The following is a 23523-nucleotide window of genomic DNA, read 5'->3' on the forward strand; positions in this document are numbered from 1 at the left end:
CAAAAAAAACAGTCACCATAAGATGACTGCTTTGCTTATTGTGATTCTTGTTGCGTAAAACGTTCGTTTATGACCCGTTAACTATAGTATAGAATTTATTGCGAAAATGGATGGGACGGCATCTGCTGAACGGCACGCATCGTTTCAAAGTGATCCATATAAGTGCATCCACACATGGGATCATAAAACAATTCCAGAGAGGATTCTTTCTTATGGATCGATTCAGCTCAAATCAACACTGAAAGTGAAAAATGCTTCCCTTTCTTTGTATCTTTTCCGTCATCAACCCAAGACCATACATCTTCAGCCAATCCGTTACCCTGCATATTCATCATGACGAAATTAAGATTTGACCTTCATCTTGTGCCTTTTATACAATTTATTTATCAATGACAAAATACGGTTAGTAAACGCATAAGGTGCTTATCTTCCAGTCTGGGTGCAGGATCCCGATAAGAGGTTGTTATGGATAAAAAATCAACAATATTATTAATTCTCATCATTGCGGTGTCAGTCATTTGCCGAGTTACGATCGACATGGATGAAAATTCGGCCGGTCAACTGACTCTGTTCATCATCGCATGTTTCCTCGTTCTGCCGTTCGCTGTCAGTCCCAAACTGCAGAAAAATAAAAAGGCATCGTTGTATTCGGCATCCTCATTATTGCGATGTTCTGCAGTTATTCTATGATCACCGCTATTAAGGATAATCCAAAAGTGATCGCATCTTTAAACTCGAGTTCTGTTGAATTCAAAGAGGATGAAACCCTGCCCTATGATCAAATCGGCAAGATTGAATATTTTATGAGGATGTTCAAATAAAAATTGCCGCCAATGGTTATCGATGGGGAAATGATGATTATTATTTGGGCGATGCGAATGTTGATTTTCTGGTTTCAGACGAAAATACGATTCGATCGATCAATCAATGTAAATGATATATTGATAAACATGCAGAGGCTTACATCGTGGTTGAAAAAAAGGATTCATCCAAAATATCTGTTTTCAATTTAGAAAGTAAAAAGAAAACACATCATATTTATACAAAATTGAAAGCAAAATGTGATCCATAAGGATCCGTTTCCTGAAGCCCAACGAAAATGATCCCGAAGAAAATTCAAAAAGCCTATGGATGCAGCCATAGGTTTTTTCAACCAATTTTCATGGATGAGGCAAACAATAGAATGGAAGGGCCGAGCATTCCGTCGCTGATCATCGAAGCCGTTTGGGTGCAGTGAATCACTGCCGGTTTCCTGCCGCATTCCGTTTTACAGATCAGGAATTCTGTGAGAAAATACCGTAGAGCTTCAGAACTTAGACTGAATGAGCAAAACCTCAGTATATAATATAGTATAATATCCGAAGGAGGATGTACCATGAAAGTATTAGTCGGTTTAAGCGGCGGCGTCGATTCTGCAGTAGCAGCTTATTTACTGAAAAAACAAGGATATGATGTGACCTGCTGCTTTATGCGCAACTGGGACAGTTACGCAAACAATGATATTGCCGGCAATCCGACCATCTTCGATGATCAATGCCCGCAGGAGCAGGATTATGCCGATGCCAAAAAGGTCGCTGACCAGCTTGGCCTGCCGCTGCAGCGCGTCGACTATATCAAAGAATACTGGGATGACGTGTTCCAAACGTTTTTATCCGAATATAAAAAAGGCCGGACCCCAAACCCGGATATACTCTGTAATAAATACATCAAATTTGATAAATTCTATGAACGGGCAATGGATCTTGGTTTTGACTGTGTTGCCACCGGCCACTATGCGGATACGCTGACCAAAAACGGATTTACATATCTGACTCGCTCCAAGGATCAGAATAAAGATCAGACTTACTTTCTTTGCCAGGTTGGTGCAGAGAAATTTGCGCACACGCTTTTCCCGCTGGGTAAGATCGAAAAGCCGGAGGTCCGCCGCATTGCCGCAGAACTTCATCTGGAAAGCGTGGCCTCAAAAAAAGACAGTACAGGGATCTGCTTCATCGGTGAACGAAATTTCCGCGAGTTTTTAAGCAATTACCTGCCTAGCCAGGAAGGAGATATTGTCGATGTGGATACAGGCAAGGTCATTGCCCGTCACATGGGGGTCCTTTACTATACGATCGGACAGCGCAAGGGCCTGAACATCAACCATATCAAAGGCCCATGGTTCGTTGTCGGCAAGGATGTGCAGAAAAACATTCTCTTTGTCTGCCATACTTCCCGCCGCAGCTGGCTGCACAGCGATGCCTGTCTGGTCAAAGATATCAACTGGCTGCTGCCGGATCAAAACGAGATTCCTGAGCACTGCACGGCCAAGTTCCGCTATCGTCAGAAAGATCAGGACATTCAAATCGAACCAATCGATGAAACGTCTGCTCTGGTTCGATATCCGCAGACCGTCGCTTCAGTAACGGTCGGACAGGAAGCTGTGTTCTATGATGGCATGAAATGCATCGGCGGCGGAACGATCGAACAAGTATACCAGGACGGTGTTGATTTGAATGAAAAGATCATTCAAGCCGGAGAGGTCCGATCTTGACTGAGATCATCAATGCCCGCCTTGATTATGTCATTTATGAACAGCCGCGCACCCATTATGTGGTTGCGCGTTTTGTCGATCTAAAAACACATCAGACATTCAAAGGCGCCGGCACGATGCCGGAGGCCGTCACCGACCGGGAATATGAACTCACCGGTGAATACATCGTACATCGTCGTTATGGAGAACAGTTCAGCATCCATTCTGCCGTTCCGAAACTGCCGAGCATGAAGGATACCGTGATCCGTTTTCTGAGCAGTGCAGACTTTCCGAGCATCGGTCCGAAAACGGCAGAATCGATTGTCGATGCGCTGGGGGAAGACTGTTTGGCACAAATAAAAAAAGATCCCGGCTGCCTGAATGATGTCCCTTCTCTGTCGGCTTCGAAACGGGAGATCATCGCTGCCGGTATCCAAAACTTTGAAACATTCGATTCCACCTATGTTCAGTTGATGAACTACGGACTGACGCCGAATCAAATCGCCCTGCTGCAGGAAAACTACGAAAGTATCAAAGAAATACTGCATGAAGACTGCTTCATTCCTTTCTATGAAATCTACGGATTCGGTTATAAATCTGCGTTGAAGATCGCCGACGGCATGGGGATGGAGAAAAACGATCTGCGCCGTCTGGACGCGATGGTTTTTGATCGGCTTCGCAATGAATCCATGCGTACCGGTGATACCTATATTGCGATGGAAAAATTTCACCGTATGTTCCCTTATGATAACGAGCTGCTGGATGCCGCCTTGGAACGGCTGACACAATGGGACAGCATCGATGTCATCGGCCGCCGCATTTATCCATTCGGCTTGTACAGAGATGAAACGATCATCGCCCAGCAGCTGAAAGCACATATCTTTCCGGTCGAATCAACGGATGATGAAACCATGGATACATTGATCTCCGGTATTGAATTCGAAGCAGTGATCACTTTCGATGAAGTGCAGAAAGAAGCCATCCGTGCGTTTTTCCGTCATTCTCTGATGATCATCAACGGCGGACCAGGTACCGGCAAGACGACAACGGTACGCGGCATCCTGCAAATGTGCCGTACCCTGTTCCCAGAATCAGTCGTGCAGTTGTGTGCACCGACCGGCCGTGCCAGCAAGCGTCTGTCCGCGCTGTCGGACTACGACAGCAAGACCATCCATTCATTGTTAAAATGGAACAAAGATGACAATTCGTTTGCGGCCAATGAAGAGAATCCGCTTAATATTGATTTTTTGATCATTGACGAATGCAGCATGGTCGATACCCATTTATTTGCCTCCCTGATGCTTGCGCTGCCGCCGCGCTGCCGGATCCTGCTGATCGGCGATGAAGACCAGCTGGAAAGCGTCGGTCCGGGCAAGGTCTTCCAGGATATCATTGAATCAGGGATCTGTCCGATCATGCACCTGAAAAAGATCTATCGTCAGGCGGCCGGCTCCGGCATCGTACAGTTAGCCAAAGATATCCGCCAGGAACAGACATGCACCTATCAGGACGGTGTGGAACTGCTTGAAAAAAAGCCGGAAGATATCATTCCGACGATATTGGAAATAGCAGATCAAGATCCGGATATTCAAGTCCTCGCCCCAATGTACAAAGGCATCGAAGGCATTGATGCAGTCAACCGGGCGATGCAGGACCTGCTGAATCCAGCCGCATCAAATAAGCATGAATACCGTATTGCCACAACGATATTCCGGGAAGGCGACAAAGTCATGCTTCTGAAGAACATGCCCGATGAGGATGTGTACAATGGTGACATCGGCATCATTGAATACATCGAAAAAGACAAAGGCAATGTCTTGATCGGCATTGATTTTCAAACCAAGATCGTGGAATTTGATGATGATTTCCTGATCTATCTGAAGCATGCCTGGTGCATTAGTATCCATAAAGCACAAGGCAGCGAATACCGCAGTGTCATCTGCGTCATTTCGCCGTACACTCGTTCGATGCTCAATAAGCGTCTGCTCTATACAGCCGTCAGCCGCGCCAAGCAGCAGCTTTATTTAGTCGGCAGCCGCGAAGTATTTGAAACACAGGTACGTATCAAACAGACGCATATCCGTCAAACCGGTTTATGTGAACGATTAAAATCCGCATCAGATTGATGCGGATTTATTGTAAATTGACATCTTCGGCATAGGCTTCATCCGCCTCTGCCTGCGTGATCTTTTGATCACGCACCATCGCATTTAAAACGAGCTTCTGCCGCTGCTTGGCTTCAGTATAGTGATCCGACAGCTGATAATGGCTCGGTGACTGCGGAATACCGGCCAGCAGCGAACTTTGTGCCAAGGTCAATTCAGACGGTTCCACACCGAAATAATTTTCAGACGCTTCCCAGATCCCAATATTGTTATCGCCGTAATTGATGATATTGACATAGAGCGCAAAAATTTCTTCTTTCGAATAGTTTTGCTCCAGCTCTTTGGCAAAATAAAATTCCGCCAGCTTCCAATCAAGAAAATTTGAATTATATTTCTGATAAAGATTCTTTGCCGTCTGCTGCTCGATGGTCGATCCGCCGCTGCGTACATAGCTGTCGTCAAACTGACTGACAATCGCGCGAAGAATACCGATATAATCCACACCGCCGTGCGAAAAATACCGCCGGTCTTCGATCGATACCGTCGCATTGACCAAACTTTCCGGCAATTGATCATACGAAACAAAATTCTGCTTACTTTGAACATTTTCAACCAAGGTGATCAAATCCGCTTCCGATTCATAGGCCTGATACTGCCGATACCCATAATAAAACAGACCAGCGGCCGCAAATGCGATGATCAACACAATCGTAATCAAGATTCGTTTGATCGTTTTCATGATGTCTCCTTTATAAAAAGAAGTGCGCATCTGCGCACTTCTTATTTTCGATTCTGATTCACAGATTTCATGATTTGGCGAATCTGCGCTTCACTGGGCTTCCGCCCCATCTGAAGGAACATAGCGCGAATCATTTTTTCATTGATCGGCGGGTTTTCCTTTAATTCTTTTTCAAAACGCTTCTTCGTAAAATAAAAACCAATGAACAAGCCAATTACCAACCCAATCAATGTATACAAAATGGAATATCCTAGACTCATACTGATCATCCTCGCTATCTGTGGTTATTTTACTATCTTATTCATTCTTTTTCAACTGTTAACGAAATAAAGTCTGCTGCGTGACTTCCTCTTCTTCCGCCGGCCACTGTCCATTTGATACACAGGTCAACGGTTCAATGACAGCGACGTTTTCATGCTTGCCAAATGGCGTTGAGAACGTGGAAGAGGCCGGCATCATTGAAATATCCCTGGCTTTAAACGTCAATTCCTCATCATCGGCCATCATCTGGATCTCTTGATCTGTGACTGGCAGCAGACGGCAGATCTGACTTGGATTGGATTTCACCAATTTACACAAGCGGCTGCCTTTGCCGGGACGATGGATCTTGGCAATTTCATCCGCTTTCATGCGCTTCATCTGCGCCTGCGTATTGATGACCAGGATCTGCTCGGTTTCCGGTGCAGCCAGGCAAAAGTCGGCAATGGTGTCTCCTTTCTGTAAATTCATGGCCTTCACACCTTTGGTGCGGGCCGTCGAACGGGCAACTTCCGATACCGGATACTGCAGCGCAAAACCAGAAACACCTGCCATCATCACAAGATCATCCGGCCGATCAGAGAACTGTACCTGCACCATCGCATCCAGTTTGCCGATTTTCATACAAACCATGGCTTTATTATGGCGGGAAACTTCCAGATCCGAAAGCCGCATCCGCTTGATCATGCCATACTTCGAAGCCATGATGATTTGGATCGAAGGCTCAAACGATTTAACCAGACAGGCTTTGATCATTTTTTCTGTCCCATCGATCTTCAAATAATTGCTTAAATGTGAACCCAAGTCTTTCCACTTGGCTTCCTCCAGTTCATAAACCGATAAATAGGCGTAGTTCCCTCGGTCGGTAAACAGCAGGAGCGTATCCAGCGTGCTGGCTGGTCCGTAACACAAGACGGCATCTCCGTCTTTATGTCCGGTCGGCGTACCCTGTGATGCATTGAAGCTGCGCATCGAAACGCGTTTCACATAACCGTCGCGTGTGATGGTAACGACAACTTGTTCATCGGCGATCATCGCTTTTTCATCAATGACGATTTCCTTGAACTCGGCCTCCACCTGGGTCCGGCGCGGTGTCTGAAACGTTTCATTGATTTCCTTCAGTTCATCGATGATCACCCGATGCAGGACGTCTTTGTCTGCAACGATTGCTTCCAGCTGTTTGATTTCTTTCTGCAGCGCGGCAAACTCGGTCCGCAGCTCTTTGACATCGGTATTCGTCAGACGATACAGCCGCATCGTGACGATTGCTTCTGCCTGTTCTTCGGTAAAGTCAAAACGCAGGATCAAGTTGTTTTTCGCATCGGTCTTATTTTTTGAGGCCCGGATGATCTTGATGATCTCATCCATGATCGATACCGCGCGGATCAATCCTTCCAGGATATGTGCTCTGGCTTTTTTACGCTTCAGCTCAAAGCGGCTGCGGCGCAGCACGACATCTTCCCGATGCGCAATAAATGCATCCAGGCACTGCGCCAGCGACATTTGTACCGGCGCTTTATCAACGATGGCGATCGTATTATATGTATAAGAAATCTGCAGATCCGTATTCTTATATAAATAATTCAGGATCTGTTCATCGTTGGCATCGCGTTTCAGATCAATGACTACGCGCAGTCCGGTCCGGTCACTTTCGTCCCGTACATCCAGGATGCCGTCGATCTTTTTGTTCAGACGGATCTCATCGATCTTTTTGACCATCGCCGATTTGACAACTTCATACGGGATCTCGGTGACGATCAGCTGCTTCACGGTCCGCGTTTGTTTGACTTCCACTTTGGATCGGATCATGACTTTTCCGCGGCCGGTCGCAAAGGCCTGACGAATGCCCTCTTCCCCCATGACGATGCCGCCGGTCGGAAAATCCGGACCTTTGACAAAATGCATCAGGTCATCCAAGGAACAATCCGGATGCTGGATACGATAGATCGTCGCATTCACGACTTCATTTAAGTTGTGCGGCGGAATATTGGTCGCATAACCGGCCGCGATGCCCGAGATCCCATGGATCAATAAGTTTGGAAAACGCGCCGGCAGGACCGTCGGCTCGTACTTTTCATCCGAGAAATTCAGCACCCATTCAACGGTATCCTTTTCAATATCTTTCAACATGTAGTTGGAAATTTGCGACAGACGGGCTTCGGTATAACGCATGGCCGCTGCCGGGTCATCATCGATGGAACCATTGTTTCCCTGCATATCCACCAACGGCAGCCGGATCTTCCAATCCTGGGACAGGCGGACCATTGCCTCGTAAACTGAACTATCACCGTGCGGGTGATAGTTACCGATCACATTGCCGACCGTTTTCGCTGATTTATGATACGGCTTATCGAAGGTGTTGCCGGCTTCATACATCGCATAAAGAATACGGCGCTGGACCGGTTTCAGGCCGTCGCGTGCATCCGGCAGGGCACGTTCCTGAATGATCGATTTCGCATAGCTCGCAAAGCCTTCCGCCATGATATCTTCCAGATTTTCATGCAGAATGCGTTCATGTGTTTCCGGCTTCTTTTTGGTCATGCGCGATCCTCCTTATGATAATCTTCTTCTAAAGTAAATTCGACATTGTCTTCGATCCAGCTGCGGCGCAGATCCGCCCGGTCGCCCATGAATTCACTGACCCGGCGCTGCGCCAGCACCGCATCTTCGATCGTCACACAAAGCAAGGTCCTGGTTTCCGGATTCATCGTGGTATCCCACAGCTGGCTGGCATTCATTTCTCCCAATCCTTTGTAGCGGGTCAATGTATAACCGGATTTGAGTTCTTTGCGCTTCGCTGCCAGTTCATCATCCGAATACAAATAGTATTCATTTTTGCCTTTGACGATGCGGTAAAGCGGCGGCAGAGCAATATATAACATATGATGCGTGATCAAACCGCGCATGTATCGGAAAAAGAACGTCAGAAGCAAGTTCTGAATATGGGCTCCGTCGACATCGGCATCGGTCATGATGATCACTTTGTAGTAGTTGGAATCCTCTGCATTGAAATCCGCACCAAAACCGGCGCCCAGGGCGTGAATGATCGTATTCAGCTCTTCATTCTTTTCAATGGCTTCCTGCTTGGCTTTTTCGGTATTCAGTACTTTTCCGCGCAGCGGCAGGATCGCCTGATATTTCGAGTCACGGCCTTGTTTCGCTGAACCGCCGGCACTGTCGCCTTCGACCAAATACAGTTCTTTACGGCGGGCATCTTTCGATTGTGCGCCGGCCAATTTCCCGGATAAGACACGTTCTGATTTATTTCTGCCTTTGCCTTTGCGCGCATCATCACGAGCCTTGCGTGCCGCGGCGCGGACCTTGGACGCTTTGACCATTTTACGTACCAGCGCATTGGCTGTTTCAGTATTCTCTTCCAAAAAATACCGCAGATTTTCGCTGACGACCGATTCCGTTGCCGTGCGGGCTTCCGGTGTGCCAAGTTTTTCTTTGGTTTGGCCTTCGAACTGAAGCAATTCTTCCGGAATGGTCAGGTGCAGGACCAAAGTCAGTCCTTCACGGACATCATTGCCTTCAAAGCCTTTGTCTTTTTCTTTGAGGAAACCATTTTTCCGCGCATATTCATTGAAGACTTTTGTGAATGCTTGTTTGGCACCGGTCTCATGCGATCCGCCGTCATGTGTCCGGACCATATTTGTGAAAGAAAATACATTTTCCTGGTATTCGTCGGTAAACTGGAAACAGCCGTCAACATGAATATCATGGACCTCGCCGGAAAAACTATAGGCATCATGCATCGGTGTGCGGTCACGATTGATCTCGGCCACAAATGCTTTCAGACCATTTTCGTACTGATACACATTTTCACGCGGTTCTTTGCGCAGATCGGTGACGATCATTTTCAGCCCCTGAAGCAGAAATGCATCTTCCTGGGCGCGTTCACAAATCTTTGAATAAGAAAAACGCTTGTCTTTAAAGAAGTCGTAGTCCGGCTTAAATGTCACCGTACTGCCGGTTTCGCGGGTCTTGCCTTCATGCACCAAAGGACCGATCTTTTGATCGCCGTGCTCAAAGCGCATCGACCAGATATCTTTGCCGTCTTTGACCGTCACCTCACACCAGGCACTCAGCGCATTGACGACACTGGCACCGACACCGTGAAGACCGCCGGCGTTGCGATAGCCGCCCTTGCTGGTAAACTTACCGCCGGCATGCAGGACAGTGAAGATGACCTGCAGCGTGCTGACGCCTGAAGCGTGTTTCCCCACTGGCATTCCGCGGCCATGATCTTCTACGGTCACACTGCCGTCTTTATTTAACGTAATGTGGATTTCATTGCCATATCCGTTCAGCGCTTCATCGATCGCATTGTCGACGATCTCCCAGACCAGATAATGCAGGCCTTTCGAATCGGTGGAGCCGATATACATGCCCGGACGCTTACGAACCGCATCCAGTCCTTTTAAAATCACAATACTGTTTTCATCATAGGTAGAATTTGGCAAATTCATTCTCCTTTCGCAAACAACGATAATTATAACATATAGAATCGAAAAAACCGCTGATTTTCCTGATGAATCGTGCTAAAACCGTTGAAATTCAACGGTTTTCTTTTCCCTTCAGAAATCGAAATAAGTGTTTTTTCTTATGCATAAAAATGATAGAATAGACGGAGAGGTGAAAAAAATGAAAATGATTCTGGCCATCGCGCTGGGATACATTTTGGGATCGATCCCCTTTGCATTGGTAATCGGTAAAGTATTTTATCATACGGACGTGCGGAAATACGGGTCCGGCAATTTGGGCGGTACCAACGCCGGCCGTGTACTTGGCAAAAAAGTCGGCGCCATTGTGATCTTGCTTGACGCTTTGAAGGTCGTTCTGGCGATGGGGCTGGCCTGTCAGATCAGTGTATCTGCCGGTATCTGGGCCGGTACAGCCTGCTGCATCGGGCATTGCTTCCCGGTGTTCGCGCACTTTAAAGGCGGAAAGGCTGTCGCCAGTTCATTTGGCTTTTTCCTGTCGCTTTGGATCTTCATTTTCCATGATCCGCGCTACTTTCTGCTTCCGTTATTGATGTTTCTGGTGGTCTTGTACCTGTTCAAATTCGTATCCCTTGGCAGCATCTGTGCACTGTTGTTTTCCGCTTTATATATTACTGGTACGGTTTGGAACATCGCCGATTTATCCGTGATCGCGGCCGCATGGATCATGACGATCCTGGTGATCTACCGTCACAAAGCGAATATCGGCCGGATCCGCAGCGGAACCGAAAACAAAATATCATGGCTTTGACCTTCTTCGGAAGGTTTTTTTTCATATTGTCACGATTTTGTAAGAAATTTTCGCTAAGGTATGGGTATGCCGAATTATTTTTATTACGATTATGCCCGCGCAGCCGTCTGCGAAGTCCGGAAAGATACTGCTAATCACGTTCCGGCTGTCAATGCGATGACTTATCTCAATCAGCTGTGTCTGGAACATGGCTCAACGCTGGAGGGGCGCAAAGCTGCGTTTCGTTATAAAATCAAACAACGTAAATTTACACCGATCTACGTCAGCACATCCATGATCTACTTCCCGATTGAATCCACCCGCCATGCCTCATGTAAATGGGTGAATTACGCGGAAATTGAAGATGTGGATTATAAAGAAAAACGATGTACGATCCGATTCAAAGATCATACATCGCTGACGGTCGAGAATCCGCAGCGCATCCGCGCTACGATGCACCACATCTGGTGCTATCTGCATGCGTCTTAGCAGCCGTCGCAAGTATCACAATTATGGCTGCAGCTTTCCTGCTGCGCGGTTTTTTCATAACGCAGCGTATTGATCGCAAATGCATCGATGCTGACCATGGCATCTTCTTCCAATGCATTGACCTGAACTACGGTCATGGCCGGATACGGCGCCTCGATAAAATTTTTATAAATGGAAAGGAATTTATCTTTCTTTGTCAGATCCGATAAGTAGACGGTGAACTTCACGACATGACGCAGATCTAAGCCAAACTCCGATAATGCCTGAGACAACTTATGGCAGGCAACCATCGTCTGTTCCTCTATGGAATTTCCTTCACCGTACTGCCCGCTCACATACACGAAGTCACCGAGACTTACCGCATCGGAAATGCATCCATCTTTCAATCCTGCCGCATTCAAAAAAATATTCATAGTACAGATCCTTTCTCTTCAACAAATCCATTATAATCAATCTGATTCATCTTCTAAAGTATTATGCACCAGAATTTCCCGCGGCTTGCTTCCGTTGGCCGGTCCGATGATTCCCTCTTCCTCCAGGAAATCCATCAAACGGGCGGCACGGGAATACCCTACCGAAAACTTGCGCTGGATCAAAGATGTACTGGCCCGCCGGCCTTGGATCACAAAATGTTTCACATCCTCATAAATCGGATCGACAGAAGCCGGATCGACCTGTCCGCCCTGCGAAGCAATCTCACGCAGTTTCACAAAAGCATCATCATACTGCGGCTTGGCTTGTTTTTTCACATAAGAAGCGATCGCATTGACCTCACCGTCTTTAATGAACACGCCTTGAATGCGCTGCGGATTGGTTTCCCCGTTCGGCAAATACAACATATCACCGTTGCCGAGCAGACGTTCGGCTCCCGACTGATCCAGGATCGTTCTCGAATCCACGGCCTGCGAGACCGCAAATGCGATCCGGCTTGGAATATTGGCTTTGACGACACCGGTGATGACATCCACGCTCGGACGCTGGGTCGCAACGATCAAATGAATGCCGGCAGCCCGGGCAAGCTGTGTAATTCTCTGAATGCTGGATTCAACATCTTTTGCCGCCACCAACATCAAATCAGCCAATTCATCAATGATGACAATGATCCGCGGCAGCGGTTTGAAATGATCATCCGGATGTTCACTGACATAAGCGTTATAGGCCGTAATATTGCGGACCCCCAGTTCTTCAAACACATCGTAACGATGATCCATCATCTTCACGACGACTTTCAGCGCTTTATTGGCCATATCTCCGTCTGTGATGACCGGAGCGATCAAATGCGGAATGCCCTTATAAGGAGTGAACTCCACTTTTTTCGGGTCGATCAGCACCATCTTGACTTCATCCGGCCGGGTGCGCATCAACAACGAACAGATGATCGAATTGACGCAGACGGATTTACCGCTGCCGGTCGCACCGGCAATCAGTAAATGCGGCATCTTATCCAGACGGCCGTATACATTTTCTCCCATTAAATCTTTGCCGAGGCAGAACAATAACGGCTGGTGGGCATATTTCGGCGGGATCGACCGCATTAAGTCTTTCATTTGAACCGTGGTCTTTTCGACGTTCGGAATTTCGATGCCCACGGCACTCTTTCCCGGGATCGGTGCTTCGATCCGGATATCCGTTGCTGCCAGTCCCATCTTTATATCATATTGAAGATTGCTGATGCGGCTGACCCGCACGCCCAGTTCCGGTTTGATCTCAAATTTCGTCACGCTCGGACCAATATGGATCTGCACAAGCTCCGCCTTGACGCCAAATTCATCTAAGATCTCGATCAGCTTGCGTCCCTGCTCTTTCGCTGCATTGGCGTTGGCATTGGAACGGGACTTGCGGCTGAGATCTTCCAGCAGATCGAGGCCGGGCAGCTGATAATCTTTATATTCTTCCGAATGAAAATCAGATTCGGCAGCCGGTATTTCGATCGGCTCTGGTTCCGGTTCCACCGACGCTTCGATTGGCTCCGGAATATCGGTCTTTTTGGTCCGTTTCGGTTTTCGTACCGGTTCCGGATCATCGGCTTCGATAAATAGGTCGGAATCGGCTTTTTTCTTCTTCCTGGTCCGGACGGGTTTTTCCTTGGTTTTTTCTGCACGGTTTTGTACCATGTCTGCCAATGAATCATATCCGATCAGCACCACCGCAATGCCTACGAACAGGACTGCGATCACATAACAGCCGACCGTACTGAACATTGAGCCAAAGATCCCCAGCAGCAGACAGCCGATCAGACCGGACGCGCTGGAACGGCCGTCCATCAGAATATTCATCGCATTTTCTGCGGTATGGGCAAACCCATACCAGTATGGTTCCTGCGGGAATTCCTGCACCGCCAACAAAAGATCCAGCGACAGAATGATCAGCACACCGCCCCAGACATAACGGATCCATTTGGAATCGACCGAAACATCAAAAAACACCATAAAACAGATCAGAATGCCCACGATCATCATCGGGACGGCAAGCGTACCGACAAAGAGATTGAACAACTGATAAAAGAAGGTACCGACCATCCCCAGACGGAAGACAGCCATGATACAGACAGCGATCAAACATAAGAGAAGACACACTCGAGAAAGATTCGATTGTGTCTTATTGCGGTTCGTTTTCTTTTTCGCAGTTTTTCGTTTGGTTTGTGTTCGTTTTCTTTTGGCAGCAGCCATAGATCCGCATCACTCCTTTACTACTTGCGAATTTCCATAATGACAGGTAAGATCATCGGCCGTTTCGCCGTATGGTGGATCAGATAATCTTTCACGCGGCTGCGGATTTTTTCCCGCGTTTCCACGTTCTCATATACTTTGTGTTTGACATCATCTTCGATGACATCGATCATGATCTTGCCCAGATCACCGGAAATATATTCTGCATCACGCAGATAAATCAGCCCCCGGGTCTGTACATCCGGACCGTTGATGATCTTCTTGGTTTTTGCATCGATCCCGATGGCCAAAATGACGACGCCGTCCGTCGAAAGGATCTCACGGTCTTTTAAGACCGCACCGGCCATATCCCAGTTTTCCTTGCCGTCGATCAATGTATCTTTCAGCTGAAATTCCATGCTGCAGGAACGCAGCTTGCCTTTTTCAAACGTCGCAACCTGTCCATTGTCCAGGATCAGGATATTGGACGCGCTGTATCCCATATTCACTGCAACTTGTGCATTCATATGCAGCAGGCGATACTGCCCGCGCACTGGAATATAGTATTTCGGACGGGTCAAAAACAGCATCATCTTTAAGTCTTCTCTGGACGGATGCATGCTTAAAGCATCCACGACGTACAAATGACCGTTGGCTTTATAGATATCGTTTTCCATGGTCTTGAAATACTGTTCGACGCCATGGATGACCTGGCTGGCCAGACAGATCACATCATCCGGATGGAATTCGATATCGTCCACTTCGTTGTTGGCGATATTATTGAGCATCCGGAACAAGCTCGGTCCCTGGCCGCTGATGATGATCACGACATTTTTCATTTCCGGCTTGTAGTCAGAAATATCCATCACGCACTCTTCCGGCACTTCATAACCGATGGTCTTCAGGTTTTTTAGCAGTTCCCACATATCTTTATTGTAGAAAACCATTTTCCGGTTATGCGCCAGGCAGCAATCGATGATTTCCTGTACACGATAAACGCTTTGTGTATAAACACTGATAAAAATACGCTGTGCTTCGTGCTGATCCAGGATCCGGTTGAACGTCGGCGTAATACGGTGCATCGGTGATGTATGTCCGCTGCGGTCCGCTCCTTTGCTTTCCTGCAGCAGTGCCAATACGCCTTCCTTGCGCAGCCTGGAACACGTGCTGAAATCGCCGCGGTAGGAATCTTCCATATCATCGTAATCCTCGATGAATTCACCAGAATAGACAACATATCCTTGGCTGGTCTGAATGGCAACGCCGAATGCACCTGGATAGGCATGTGTGATCGGCAGAAAGATCACCCGCCGTTTGCCGATCCGTTTCTGGTCATTGCGTTTTACCACATGGATGCGGCTGCCGGTGATATGCTCTTTACGCAGCCGTTTCTGAATTTCCTTTGCCGCCAGCGGCGATGTGTATACTTGAGTATGAACTTGTTTCAATAAATACGGCAGTGCCGTCATGACATCATCGTGCCCATGGGTGATAAATATGGCAGCGATGCGGTCTTTATTTTCAATTAAATAGCTGAAATCCGGAATGATAAATTCGATCCCGAGCGATTCGTTTTCATCGGGGTATTTCATACCGGCTTCGATCAAATAAATTTGCTCGTCGATTTCGACGCAGAGCATGGTTTTTCCGTCTTCGTCTTGGCCGCCCAAGGCGAAGATCCTCACCTTTTCATCAGGCTGTTTTTGATTATGATTTGATTTTGCTTCCATAGAGCCTCCTGCGGTCATATTCTGTTCTAATTATAGCACAGCCTTTCCGTCTAACGAGAACGTTTTAGCAGTTTCAATCTGCACATTCACAAAATCGCCGGTATGAATTCCCGTTCCGGTAAAATTCACCAGCTTATTGGTATCTGTATAGCCCGACCATACATCCGCATTCCGCTTACTGGCGCCGTCCGTCAGTACTTGTACGACCTTTCCTTCATATTGTTTGTTTTTCTCCAGCGCAAAGCGGTTCCATAATGTATTCAAAGTCTGCAGCCGTTTCTGTTTGGTTTCATGATCAACGGCATCCGCCATACGGGCTGCCGGTGTCCCGGGACGGGCAGAAAAAATAAATGTATAGGCGTTATCAAACTTACAATAGCGCACCACATCCAATGTATGTTCAAACTGTTCATCCGTTTCATTGGGAAAACCGACAATGATATCCGTACTGATCGCCACATTGGGGATCCGTGCTTTCATCGTATCAAATAGTTCTAGATAAGATTCTTTCGTATACCGACGTCCCATTTGCTTCAGGATCTCGTTATCCCCCGACTGCAGCGGCAGATGAACCGCCGGCATGATATTGTCGTAGGCAGCGATCGTATCGATCATCGCATCAGAAAAATCCCAAGGATGGCTGGTCATAAAGCGGATGCGCGGAATGCCGATCTGTGCCGTTTCTGCCAGCAGATCCGCAAAACTGTAATCTGCCTGCAGATCTTTGCCATACGCATTGACATTCTGCCCTAAAAGGGTGATTTCCTTGTAACCTTCGGCTTTTAACTGCCGCACTTCAGCCAGGATCCGGTCTTTGGTACGGGAACGTTGCTTGCCGCGGGTATACGGCACGATACAATACGTACAGAACTTATCGCAGCCATACATGATATTGACCCAGGCCTTATGCTTTCCAAAGCGATGCACCGGCAGATTTTCGTAGACCTCTCCTTCTTTTGAATACACTTTTACGACCCGTTTGTGATTCATCATGACATCATAAAGCATACTCGGCAGTTCCTGAAGATTATGGGTTCCGAAAATCAATCGGACCTGCGGATATTTTTCCAGCAGGATATTGGTGAGTTTTTCTTCCTGTGCCATACAGCCGCACACACCGATCACTAGATCCGGATTTTCGCGGTACAGCCGTTTCAGACTGCCGACTTCTCCGAGGACTTTTTCTTCGGCATTCTGGCGGATCGCACAAGTATTTAATAAGATCACGTCAGCATGTTCTTCATCTGGTGCAGATGCAAAACCCATCGCATCTAGAATGCCGGCCAATGTCTCAGAGTCGCGCTCATTGGCCTGGCAGCCGAATGTTGATAAATAATAGGTTTTACCGCTTCCTAGAAACTGCATGGTTTCATCGATCTGAAATGAGTCCAAGGTCTGGATGGGCTGATGGGTCCGCTTCTGTGCTTCCCGTAAATTCGGTAAGACCCAGTCTGGTTTAATTTTCATATGAGTTCCTCCCATAAAAAATGAAGATTGCCGGAATACCGGCAATCTGCTTTTACTTTGCTAATTCTTGTGCACGGGTTTCGCGGATGACATTGACTTTGATCTGTCCCGGATAGGTCAGCGTCTCTTCAATTTCATCACGGATCTCCCGTGCCAGTTTTACACAAGTGATATCATCGACCACTTCCGGCTTGACCATGACGCGGATCTCACGGCCGGCCTGAATGGCGTAAGCATTTTGTACACCATCATGCTTTTTAGCAATCTTCTCCAGATTGTCCAGACGGTCAATATATGCCTGTGCACTCTCTTTACGAGCTCCCGGACGGGCTGCGCTGATCGTATCGGCAGCGATGACCAGATGACTGGTCAAAAACTTCGGTTCCACATCGCCGTGGTGAGACTGGATCGCATTTAATACGATCTCTTTTTCGCCGTGTTTCTTACAGAATTTATATCCCAATTCCACATGTGAACCATCATGCTGTTCAATGTTCAGTGCTTTACCAATATCATGCAGTAAGCCGGCACGCTTTGCGAGCTGCTGATTCAAACCGAGCTCTGCGGCCATGGCGCCTGCCAGATAAGCAACTTCCATCGAATGCTGCAGCGCATTCTGTCCATAGGAATAACGGTATTTTAACGTACCGATCAATTTAACGATTTCTCGGTCGATCTTTCCGATTCCCAGTTTGAAGACCGCATCTTCGCCGGCCTTCTGAATTTCACGATCCACTTCTTTGCGGTATTTCTTTACCACTTCTTCGATCCGTCCCGGCTGGATCCGGCCGTCACGAATCAAGTGTTCCAACGAAAGACGGGCAATTTCGCGGCGCACCGGATTAAAACACGTGATCGTGATCACATCTGGTGTATCATCGATATTCAGCTCGACACCGGTCGCCTGTTCAAAGCAGCGGATGTTGCGGCCTTCCCGGCCGATGATCCGTCCTTTCATTTCTTCCCCCGGCAGCGAAACAACACTGACTGTACGTTCCTGCGTTTCCGTCTGCGCCATCCGCTCGATGGCTAAAGCAATGATGCTTTGGGCTTTTTCGGTCGCGGTCGCTTTGGCCTCGTCTTCTTTGTCTTTAATATAAGCGATGGTTTCATGTTCCATCTTCTTTTCAACTTTTGCGAATAATTCATTTTTCGCATCCTGGCTGGACATCTTGGCGACGCCTTCCAGAACTTCGATTTGTTTATCGATCTGCTCCTGCAAAATCTTATCTTTTTCATCCAGTGATGACAGTTTGTTGGTCACTTTCTGCATCTTCTGATTGATTTCACGTTCTTTCTGGTTCAACGCTTCATCACGAAAATTCAAATTATCCTCCCGACGGAGTAATTTGTTTTCCAGGTTGGTTGCTTCCTGTTTGCGCTCTTTAATGTCTTTTTCCGCTTCGACACGTAAATCATGCGCCTGCGTTTTGCCATCTAAAACGGCTTGCTTGATCCGAGCTTCTGCTTCGGAATCGGCATCTTTCAAAATACGTTCTGCTTCTTGCTGACTTTTATTTAAACCTGCCTTCGAATAACCGACCATGATCAGTATACCGACGACAAGACCTGCTATCACGGACAAGATAATAAGTGTACTATTCACTTCATCACTCCTTGTCTACAACACAGCAAGAATATTATACACGAAATCTCCTTTCAGAACAATCAGAATAAAAAATAAAGGATCTTCAAAAACGATCACAAATTCATTCTTTCTGTTTAGAATTTTTGAATTTTATATAAAATGAAAACAGAAATTTTTTAATTAATTCATAAAAAAAACATCGGGAACACCCGATGTCTCATCTGCACGTTCGGAACTAGTCCTGCGGTTCGATAACCTGACGGCCTTTATATTCTCCGCATTCGCACATTTTATGCGCCAATTTGTATTCTCCGCAGTTCGGGCAGCGAACCATCGTCGGAGCACTCAGCTTGTAATGTGTTCTGCGCTTTGCCTTGCGTGTTTTAGATCCTCTTCTTTGCTGTACAGCCATGATTGCACCTCCTAGTCATCATCTAGTTTAAATTCTTTCAATTTTTCCCATCGTGGATCAATTTCGTCTTCATCCGGTTCGTCGTTTTCCGATAATACCTGCCATCCGTCACCTTTTGGATATTGATCGCGCGGTACCCGGGTAATGCTCATCGGCACTTCGTAAAGAACTGCCTGGAAGATTTCCGGATTCAGATCGATCGTATCTTTTTTTACCACAATGATCTCATCATCATCGTCATCCTCAATGGGATCGAACGAATAAGTAACTTGCGACGTCGTATCGAAAGCCACTTCTAAATCTTCCAAAGATATCGAATCCGGTACGATGAAGGTACCGTCCAATACGAGATCTGAGAAGACCAGAGAGGTTCCGTCAAATTGAAGGGTTCCGTTCACATGGATATCCGGGATCGACTTCACTTGAGTATGACGGAGAAAATCGTTTTCTTCCACGGCGAGTTGTTCATCGATCTCAATCACTCCGTTTTTTGCACTCAAAAAATCCTTTTTGGTAAATTTCACGATTTTCACCTCATGTCGCAAGGCTAATTATACTAAAAGGCCCTATGAAAGTCAACACAAAAATCCCCTCTTTATGGTATCATGGAAACATGAAATGCTGTGGGATCATCGCGGAATTCAATCCGTTTCATCAAGGCCATGCCTATATTATCCATGAAGCCAGACTTCGCAGCCGCTGCGACGCCTTAGCGGTCATAACAACCAGTTATTATTCCCAACGCGGTCTGCCCTCTTTGATGTCTCCGGCAGCCAAAACCAAGGCTGCCCTGGCCAACGGTGCCGACCTGGTCCTGGAACTGCCGTTTTGTTTCGGCACCCAGGGCGCGGAACAATTTGCCCGCTATGCGATGGAAGCCTTGCATCAGCTGCCGATCGATGCCCTTTGCTTCGGTTCTGAATCCGGTGATCCGGCTGCTTTGATGCAGCCGCCGAAACGGACGATCGATCCTAGCACAAGCTATCATCGTAATCAGGGATATCATTTACAGCCCAATGATATTTTAGCATCCAATTATCTTATCCATTGTAAAAAAATGCATATCCGACCCATTATCGTTCAACGTGATCCGCGGTTTGAAAGTGCGACCGCCATTCGGGATGCTTTCTTAAACGGCACCCGGCCGGATGAGACATTTGATACCAATCAACGTTGGGAAGCGTACTATCCATATCTGCGCACGTATCTGCAGATGACAGATGTGCAGACGTTATCTCGCTTTTTCATGGTCGACGAAGGCATCGAATCGCTGCTGAAAAAAAATGCAAGAGCCAAGACCTGGGAAGAATTTCTAGAACGCAGCGTCACCAAAAAATATACGAAAGCCCGTATCCGGCGGACATGTCTCTGGATCATGATGCAGATCACAAAAGCGCAGATGCAAAAGCACGGCCATTTTGATCAATTGATCCTTTTGGGGATGAACGAAACCGGCCGTCAGCTCGTGAAAAATCATCAGGCGATCTCCCGCTTTTCTCAGCTGGATCCCTTTCTGCAGGAAGTAGACTTAAAAAGCCGGATGCTTTACAATAGTGTACGACCCGACGAAACGAAACGGCAGGTGATCATTGTATGATCGGACTTATTGTATTTATCGTCGTACTGATCCTGATTTATCGTCACTATTTTCCGCCGATCCCTAAAGCGGATCATGTCTATGATTATGGGATCGTGTTGGGCTGTCCATGCCATGCGGACGGGACCTTATGCACCAGCCAGAAAAAACGCAGCGAACTTGCGGTGCAGGACTACAAGGCCGGTAAATTCAAGCACATCCTGATTGCCGGCGGCGCCGCTGCCAATGAATATGTAGAATCAGAAGCGATGAAAGCTTATATTCTGCAATTTGCCGATATTCCTGTTCAAACGGAAACCAAATCACGGAATACCTTCGAAAACATGAAGTTTTCTCACGAAATCACCGGCAGCGCCAGCGTGATGATCATCACCAGTCAGACGCATGCCCTCAGGGCTTGTGCCATCGCAGCGCAGTTCTTTGACGATTACAGTGCCGACTGGTATCCGGATCATAAACCGCGCCATATCTATCGGGAGATCATTTCCCGCATTCTTTATATTTATTGGGAAATCAAAAAAAAGTTCAGCAGATAAACTACTGAACTGTACGGATGACATCATTGACGCTCCGTACTTTTTTTAAATTCGACATTAAAGTCCGCAGGTGATCGGCATCACGGACCGATACCGTCAGTTTCGTCGTGGCGGTCAAGGTGTTCTGATCCACGCCAGAATCGACATGCATCAAATAGGCATTGCACTGCTGCACAACGGTTACGATATCACTTAATAAATAGTTGCGGTCATCGCTGTAGATCACCAATTTAACATCGTATTGTTTTTCTTCCAGATCATCCGCCCATTCCACCGGAATGAGGCGCTTTTTTTCATGGGCGACATTCGGACAGTCGGCACGGTGGACCTTGATGCCGTGCCCCTGCGAAATATAACCGACAATATCGTCCCCAGGGATCGGACTGCAGCAGTTTGCCAGGCTGACTGCGATCGAATCGACGCCTTGTACGATGACACCGCATTCACTGTGACGAACCTTATGATCATCTTTATTGTAAATTTTCATGATCTCGGCATCGTCGATGGTATTCTTTGGCTGTGTGGTGGCCATCCGGTCAATGACGGCCTGCAGCGAAACGCGCTTATTGGCTACGCCGATGTAGAAATCGTCCAATGTCTTAAAGGACAGGCTTTTGATCACCGCTGCCAGTTGCTTCGGTTCCAGCAGTTTTTCATCGATCTCCTGCCGCCGGCATTCATTGCGCAGCATGGTCTCGCCTTTCTTGATCAGTTCTTTCTGATCTTCTTGGTTCTTGCGCTGCAGATAGGAACGGATCTTATTGCGTGCATGCGCACTTTTGACGATCTTGATCCAGTCTTCGCTCGGACCCGGTGAGTTGTTATTGGTAAGGATCTCTACGACATCGCCGGTATGCAGTTCGGTATTCAGCGGTACGATCGCACCGTTGACTTTTGCCCCGACGGTCTTATGACCGACTTCGGTATGGATCCGGTACGCGAAATCGATCGGTGTAGACTGCGGCGGCAAGGTGATCACTTTGCCGCGCGGGGTCAGACAATAGACATTGGCTTCAAAGATATCTTTCTGCAGCACCTGCATGTATTCTTTGGCATCCTGGCTTTCCTCATCAGAAAACTGTGAAAAGTCCCGGAACCAGGCCAGCGAATCTTCAATATCTTTCTGTACGCTTTCACCGCTGCCGGCATTTTCTTTGTATTTCCAATGGGCGGCAACACCGCGTTCAGCCACTTCATCCATCTCTTCGGTCCGGATCTGGATCTCAAAAATATTGCCGTTGCTTGGTTCGACGATCGTCGTGTGCAGCGACTGATACAAGTTGGCTTTCGGCATCGCGATATAATCCTTGAACCGTCCCGGGATCGGCCGGTACGTCGCATGGATATAGCCTAAGATCTCGTAACAATGAACGATGCTGTCAGTGACGATCCGAATCGCATACAGATCCAGAATTTCTTCAAAGCGTTTGTTTTTGCGCACCATCTTCTTGTAGATACTGTAAAAATGCTTGCTGCGCCCAAATATCCGATATGGAATTTTATAGGAATCCAGCATCTTTTGAATGTGGGCGATCATGTTCTGAACCTGCTCATCACGTTCGCTGACTCGTTTCTGAACCAGTTCTTTGATCTCGTTGTATTTCTTCGGTTCCAGATATTTAAATGAGAGATCTTCCAGTTCGCTTTTAATTTCATTCATTCCCAGCCGGTGAGCGATCGGCGCATAAACACTGAGCGTCTCCTTGGAAATTCGTTTTTGTTTTGCTTCCGGCATGTACTGCAGCGTCCGCATGTTATGCAGCCGGTCGGCCAATTTAATGTAGATCACTCGAATATCATTGGCCATCGCAATAAACAATTTCCGGTGGTTGTTGGCTTGGAAATCTTCTTCATCCTGAAACTTGATCTTACCGATCTTTGTGACCGAGTCCACCAACATGGCGATTTCTGCTCCGAATTCCGCAGCGATCGTATCCGTCGTTACATCCTCGCAGTCTTCAACAGTATCGTGCAGAAGTCCGGCCGCGATCGTATTTGGTCCGCAGTGCATCAAGGCCAATGTATTTGCGACCTGGATACAGTGAATAATATACGGCTGACCGCTCTTACGGAACTGGCCTTTGTGGTGCTCCTCGGCAAACGCATACGCTTTCTTGATCAAAGCGATGCTTTCCGGGCGCTTGATATAAATTTCGACATTCTGCAGGCATTCATCAAATGTAACTTCCCGTTTATGACTCATATCAAGC

The 23523-nt window shown here is 47.3% G+C and carries 19 protein-coding genes; 7 read left to right on the forward strand and 12 right to left on the reverse strand.

The features are described from left to right. Positions 1 to 1099: 1099 nt before the first annotated feature. From HNQ47_RS09535 to recD2, 3 genes are all read left to right on the forward strand, one after another. Entirely contained in the window at positions 1100 to 1237 is a 138-nt protein-coding gene (locus tag HNQ47_RS09535) for a hypothetical protein (RefSeq protein ID WP_183329174.1), read from the forward strand. Positions 1238 to 1375: 138 nt separating this feature from the next. After that, positions 1376 to 2530, forward strand: a complete 1155-nt coding sequence (mnmA, locus tag HNQ47_RS09540; RefSeq protein WP_183329175.1) for a tRNA 2-thiouridine(34) synthase MnmA — start codon at positions 1376 to 1378, stop codon at positions 2528 to 2530. After that, entirely contained in the window at positions 2527 to 4635 is a 2109-nt protein-coding gene (gene recD2, locus HNQ47_RS09545; protein WP_183329176.1) for an SF1B family DNA helicase RecD2, read from the forward strand. Before mnmA ends, recD2 begins: the two co-directional genes overlap by 4 nt. A 7-nt stretch (positions 4636 to 4642) precedes the next feature. Here the strand turns inward: recD2 and HNQ47_RS09550 are convergent, their stop codons facing one another. Genes HNQ47_RS09550 through HNQ47_RS09565 form a run of 4 tightly spaced genes read right to left on the reverse strand, consistent with a single transcriptional unit; the run spans position 4643 to position 10077 of the window. Next, complete coding sequence (locus tag HNQ47_RS09550) at positions 4643 to 5353, reverse strand: biosynthetic peptidoglycan transglycosylase (protein ID WP_246346137.1); 711 nt, start codon at positions 5351 to 5353, stop codon at positions 4643 to 4645. A 41-nt stretch (positions 5354 to 5394) separates the two neighbouring features. After that, positions 5395 to 5613 carry a YneF family protein gene (locus HNQ47_RS09555; protein WP_425486194.1) on the reverse strand — a complete coding sequence of 73 codons (219 nt, stop codon included), beginning with the start codon at positions 5611 to 5613 and terminating at the stop codon, positions 5395 to 5397. Between the two features lie 58 nt (positions 5614 to 5671). Continuing rightward, complete coding sequence (gene parC / locus HNQ47_RS09560; RefSeq protein WP_183329178.1) at positions 5672 to 8152, reverse strand: DNA topoisomerase IV subunit A; 2481 nt, start codon at positions 8150 to 8152, stop codon at positions 5672 to 5674. After that, positions 8149 to 10077 carry a DNA gyrase/topoisomerase IV subunit B gene (locus HNQ47_RS09565; RefSeq protein ID WP_183329179.1) on the reverse strand — a complete coding sequence of 643 codons (1929 nt, stop codon included), beginning with the start codon at positions 10075 to 10077 and terminating at the stop codon, positions 8149 to 8151. The genes parC and HNQ47_RS09565 overlap by 4 nt, the downstream gene beginning before the upstream one ends. A gap of 181 nt (positions 10078 to 10258) precedes the next feature. On the opposite strand from HNQ47_RS09565, the gene plsY reads away from it, so the two are divergent. Together plsY and HNQ47_RS09575 are read left to right on the forward strand one after the other, a co-directional pair. Further along, on the forward strand, positions 10259 to 10867 hold the full coding sequence (plsY, locus tag HNQ47_RS09570; protein ID WP_183329180.1) for a glycerol-3-phosphate 1-O-acyltransferase PlsY: 609 nt from the start codon (positions 10259 to 10261) through the stop codon (positions 10865 to 10867). A 66-nt stretch (positions 10868 to 10933) separates the two neighbouring features. Beyond that, entirely contained in the window at positions 10934 to 11335 is a 402-nt protein-coding gene (locus HNQ47_RS09575) for a competence protein ComK (protein WP_183329181.1), read from the forward strand. Here HNQ47_RS09575 and HNQ47_RS09580 read toward each other — a convergent pair. The 7 genes from HNQ47_RS09580 to HNQ47_RS10145 form a co-directional block, all read right to left on the reverse strand. Continuing rightward, positions 11332 to 11748: a RidA family protein gene (locus HNQ47_RS09580; protein ID WP_183329182.1), complete on the reverse strand. Its 417-nt coding sequence runs from the start codon at positions 11746 to 11748 to the stop codon at positions 11332 to 11334. The two genes, HNQ47_RS09575 and HNQ47_RS09580, sit on opposite strands and share 4 nt — an antisense overlap. A gap of 36 nt (positions 11749 to 11784) precedes the next feature. Then, positions 11785 to 14004, reverse strand: a complete 2220-nt coding sequence (locus HNQ47_RS09585; protein WP_183329183.1) for a DNA translocase FtsK — start codon at positions 14002 to 14004, stop codon at positions 11785 to 11787. A 20-nt stretch (positions 14005 to 14024) separates the two neighbouring features. Then, positions 14025 to 15713 carry a ribonuclease J gene (locus tag HNQ47_RS09590; RefSeq protein WP_183329184.1) on the reverse strand — a complete coding sequence of 563 codons (1689 nt, stop codon included), beginning with the start codon at positions 15711 to 15713 and terminating at the stop codon, positions 14025 to 14027. Between the two features lie 30 nt (positions 15714 to 15743). Continuing rightward, on the reverse strand, positions 15744 to 17180 hold the full coding sequence (miaB, locus tag HNQ47_RS09595; RefSeq protein ID WP_183329185.1) for a tRNA (N6-isopentenyl adenosine(37)-C2)-methylthiotransferase MiaB: 1437 nt from the start codon (positions 17178 to 17180) through the stop codon (positions 15744 to 15746). A 52-nt stretch (positions 17181 to 17232) separates the two neighbouring features. Beyond that, positions 17233 to 18786 (reverse strand): ribonuclease Y, encoded by a 1554-nt coding sequence (rny, locus tag HNQ47_RS09600; protein WP_183329186.1) that lies wholly within the window; start codon positions 18784 to 18786, stop codon positions 17233 to 17235. A gap of 217 nt (positions 18787 to 19003) precedes the next feature. Continuing rightward, positions 19004 to 19180, reverse strand: coding sequence for a 50S ribosomal protein L32 (rpmF, locus tag HNQ47_RS09605; protein ID WP_183329187.1), 177 nt, complete (start codon positions 19178 to 19180; stop codon positions 19004 to 19006). Positions 19181 to 19191: 11 nt separating this feature from the next. Beyond that, entirely contained in the window at positions 19192 to 19704 is a 513-nt protein-coding gene (locus HNQ47_RS10145; RefSeq protein ID WP_183329188.1) for a YceD family protein, read from the reverse strand. A gap of 89 nt (positions 19705 to 19793) precedes the next feature. Here HNQ47_RS10145 and HNQ47_RS09615 point away from each other — a divergent pair, with 89 nt between their 5' ends. Together HNQ47_RS09615 and HNQ47_RS09620 are read left to right on the forward strand one after the other, a co-directional pair. Beyond that, entirely contained in the window at positions 19794 to 20777 is a 984-nt protein-coding gene (locus tag HNQ47_RS09615; RefSeq protein ID WP_183329189.1) for a nucleotidyltransferase family protein, read from the forward strand. Continuing rightward, a complete protein-coding gene (locus tag HNQ47_RS09620; protein ID WP_183329190.1) occupies positions 20774 to 21313 on the forward strand; it encodes a YdcF family protein in 540 nt (179 codons plus the stop codon). The genes HNQ47_RS09615 and HNQ47_RS09620 overlap by 4 nt, the downstream gene beginning before the upstream one ends. Before the next feature lies 1 nt (position 21314). On the opposite strand, the gene HNQ47_RS09625 is transcribed toward HNQ47_RS09620, so the two are convergent. After that, a complete protein-coding gene (locus HNQ47_RS09625) occupies positions 21315 to 23516 on the reverse strand; it encodes a RelA/SpoT family protein (protein WP_183329191.1) in 2202 nt (733 codons plus the stop codon). Between the last annotated feature and the right edge of the window lie 7 nt (positions 23517 to 23523).

This window comes from Catenisphaera adipataccumulans, from assembly GCF_014202755.1.
Classification (GTDB): domain Bacteria; phylum Bacillota_I; class Bacilli_A; order Erysipelotrichales; family Erysipelotrichaceae; genus Catenisphaera; species Catenisphaera adipataccumulans.

Coding starts and splice junctions, on each gene's coding strand:
- HNQ47_RS09535 (WP_183329174.1), top strand. CDS start 1,100: ATGATCCCGAAGAAAATTCAAAAAGCCTATGGATGCAGCCATAGGTTT.
- mnmA (WP_183329175.1), top strand. CDS start 1,376: ATGAAAGTATTAGTCGGTTTAAGCGGCGGCGTCGATTCTGCAGTAGCA.
- HNQ47_RS09550 (WP_246346137.1), bottom strand. CDS start 5,353: ATGAAAACGATCAAACGAATCTTGATTACGATTGTGTTGATCATCGCA.
- HNQ47_RS09555 (WP_425486194.1), bottom strand. CDS start 5,613: ATGAGTCTAGGATATTCCATTTTGTATACATTGATTGGGTTGGTAATT.
- parC (WP_183329178.1), bottom strand. CDS start 8,152: ATGACCAAAAAGAAGCCGGAAACACATGAACGCATTCTGCATGAAAAT.
- plsY (WP_183329180.1), top strand. CDS start 10,259: ATGAAAATGATTCTGGCCATCGCGCTGGGATACATTTTGGGATCGATC.
- HNQ47_RS09575 (WP_183329181.1), top strand. CDS start 10,934: ATGCCGAATTATTTTTATTACGATTATGCCCGCGCAGCCGTCTGCGAA.
- HNQ47_RS09580 (WP_183329182.1), bottom strand. CDS start 11,748: ATGAATATTTTTTTGAATGCGGCAGGATTGAAAGATGGATGCATTTCC.
- HNQ47_RS09585 (WP_183329183.1), bottom strand. CDS start 14,004: ATGGCTGCTGCCAAAAGAAAACGAACACAAACCAAACGAAAAACTGCG.
- HNQ47_RS09590 (WP_183329184.1), bottom strand. CDS start 15,713: ATGGAAGCAAAATCAAATCATAATCAAAAACAGCCTGATGAAAAGGTG.
- miaB (WP_183329185.1), bottom strand. CDS start 17,180: ATGAAAATTAAACCAGACTGGGTCTTACCGAATTTACGGGAAGCACAG.
- rpmF (WP_183329187.1), bottom strand. CDS start 19,180: ATGGCTGTACAGCAAAGAAGAGGATCTAAAACACGCAAGGCAAAGCGC.
- HNQ47_RS09615 (WP_183329189.1), top strand. CDS start 19,794: ATGAAATGCTGTGGGATCATCGCGGAATTCAATCCGTTTCATCAAGGC.
- HNQ47_RS09620 (WP_183329190.1), top strand. CDS start 20,774: ATGATCGGACTTATTGTATTTATCGTCGTACTGATCCTGATTTATCGT.
- HNQ47_RS09625 (WP_183329191.1), bottom strand. CDS start 23,516: ATGAGTCATAAACGGGAAGTTACATTTGATGAATGCCTGCAGAATGTC.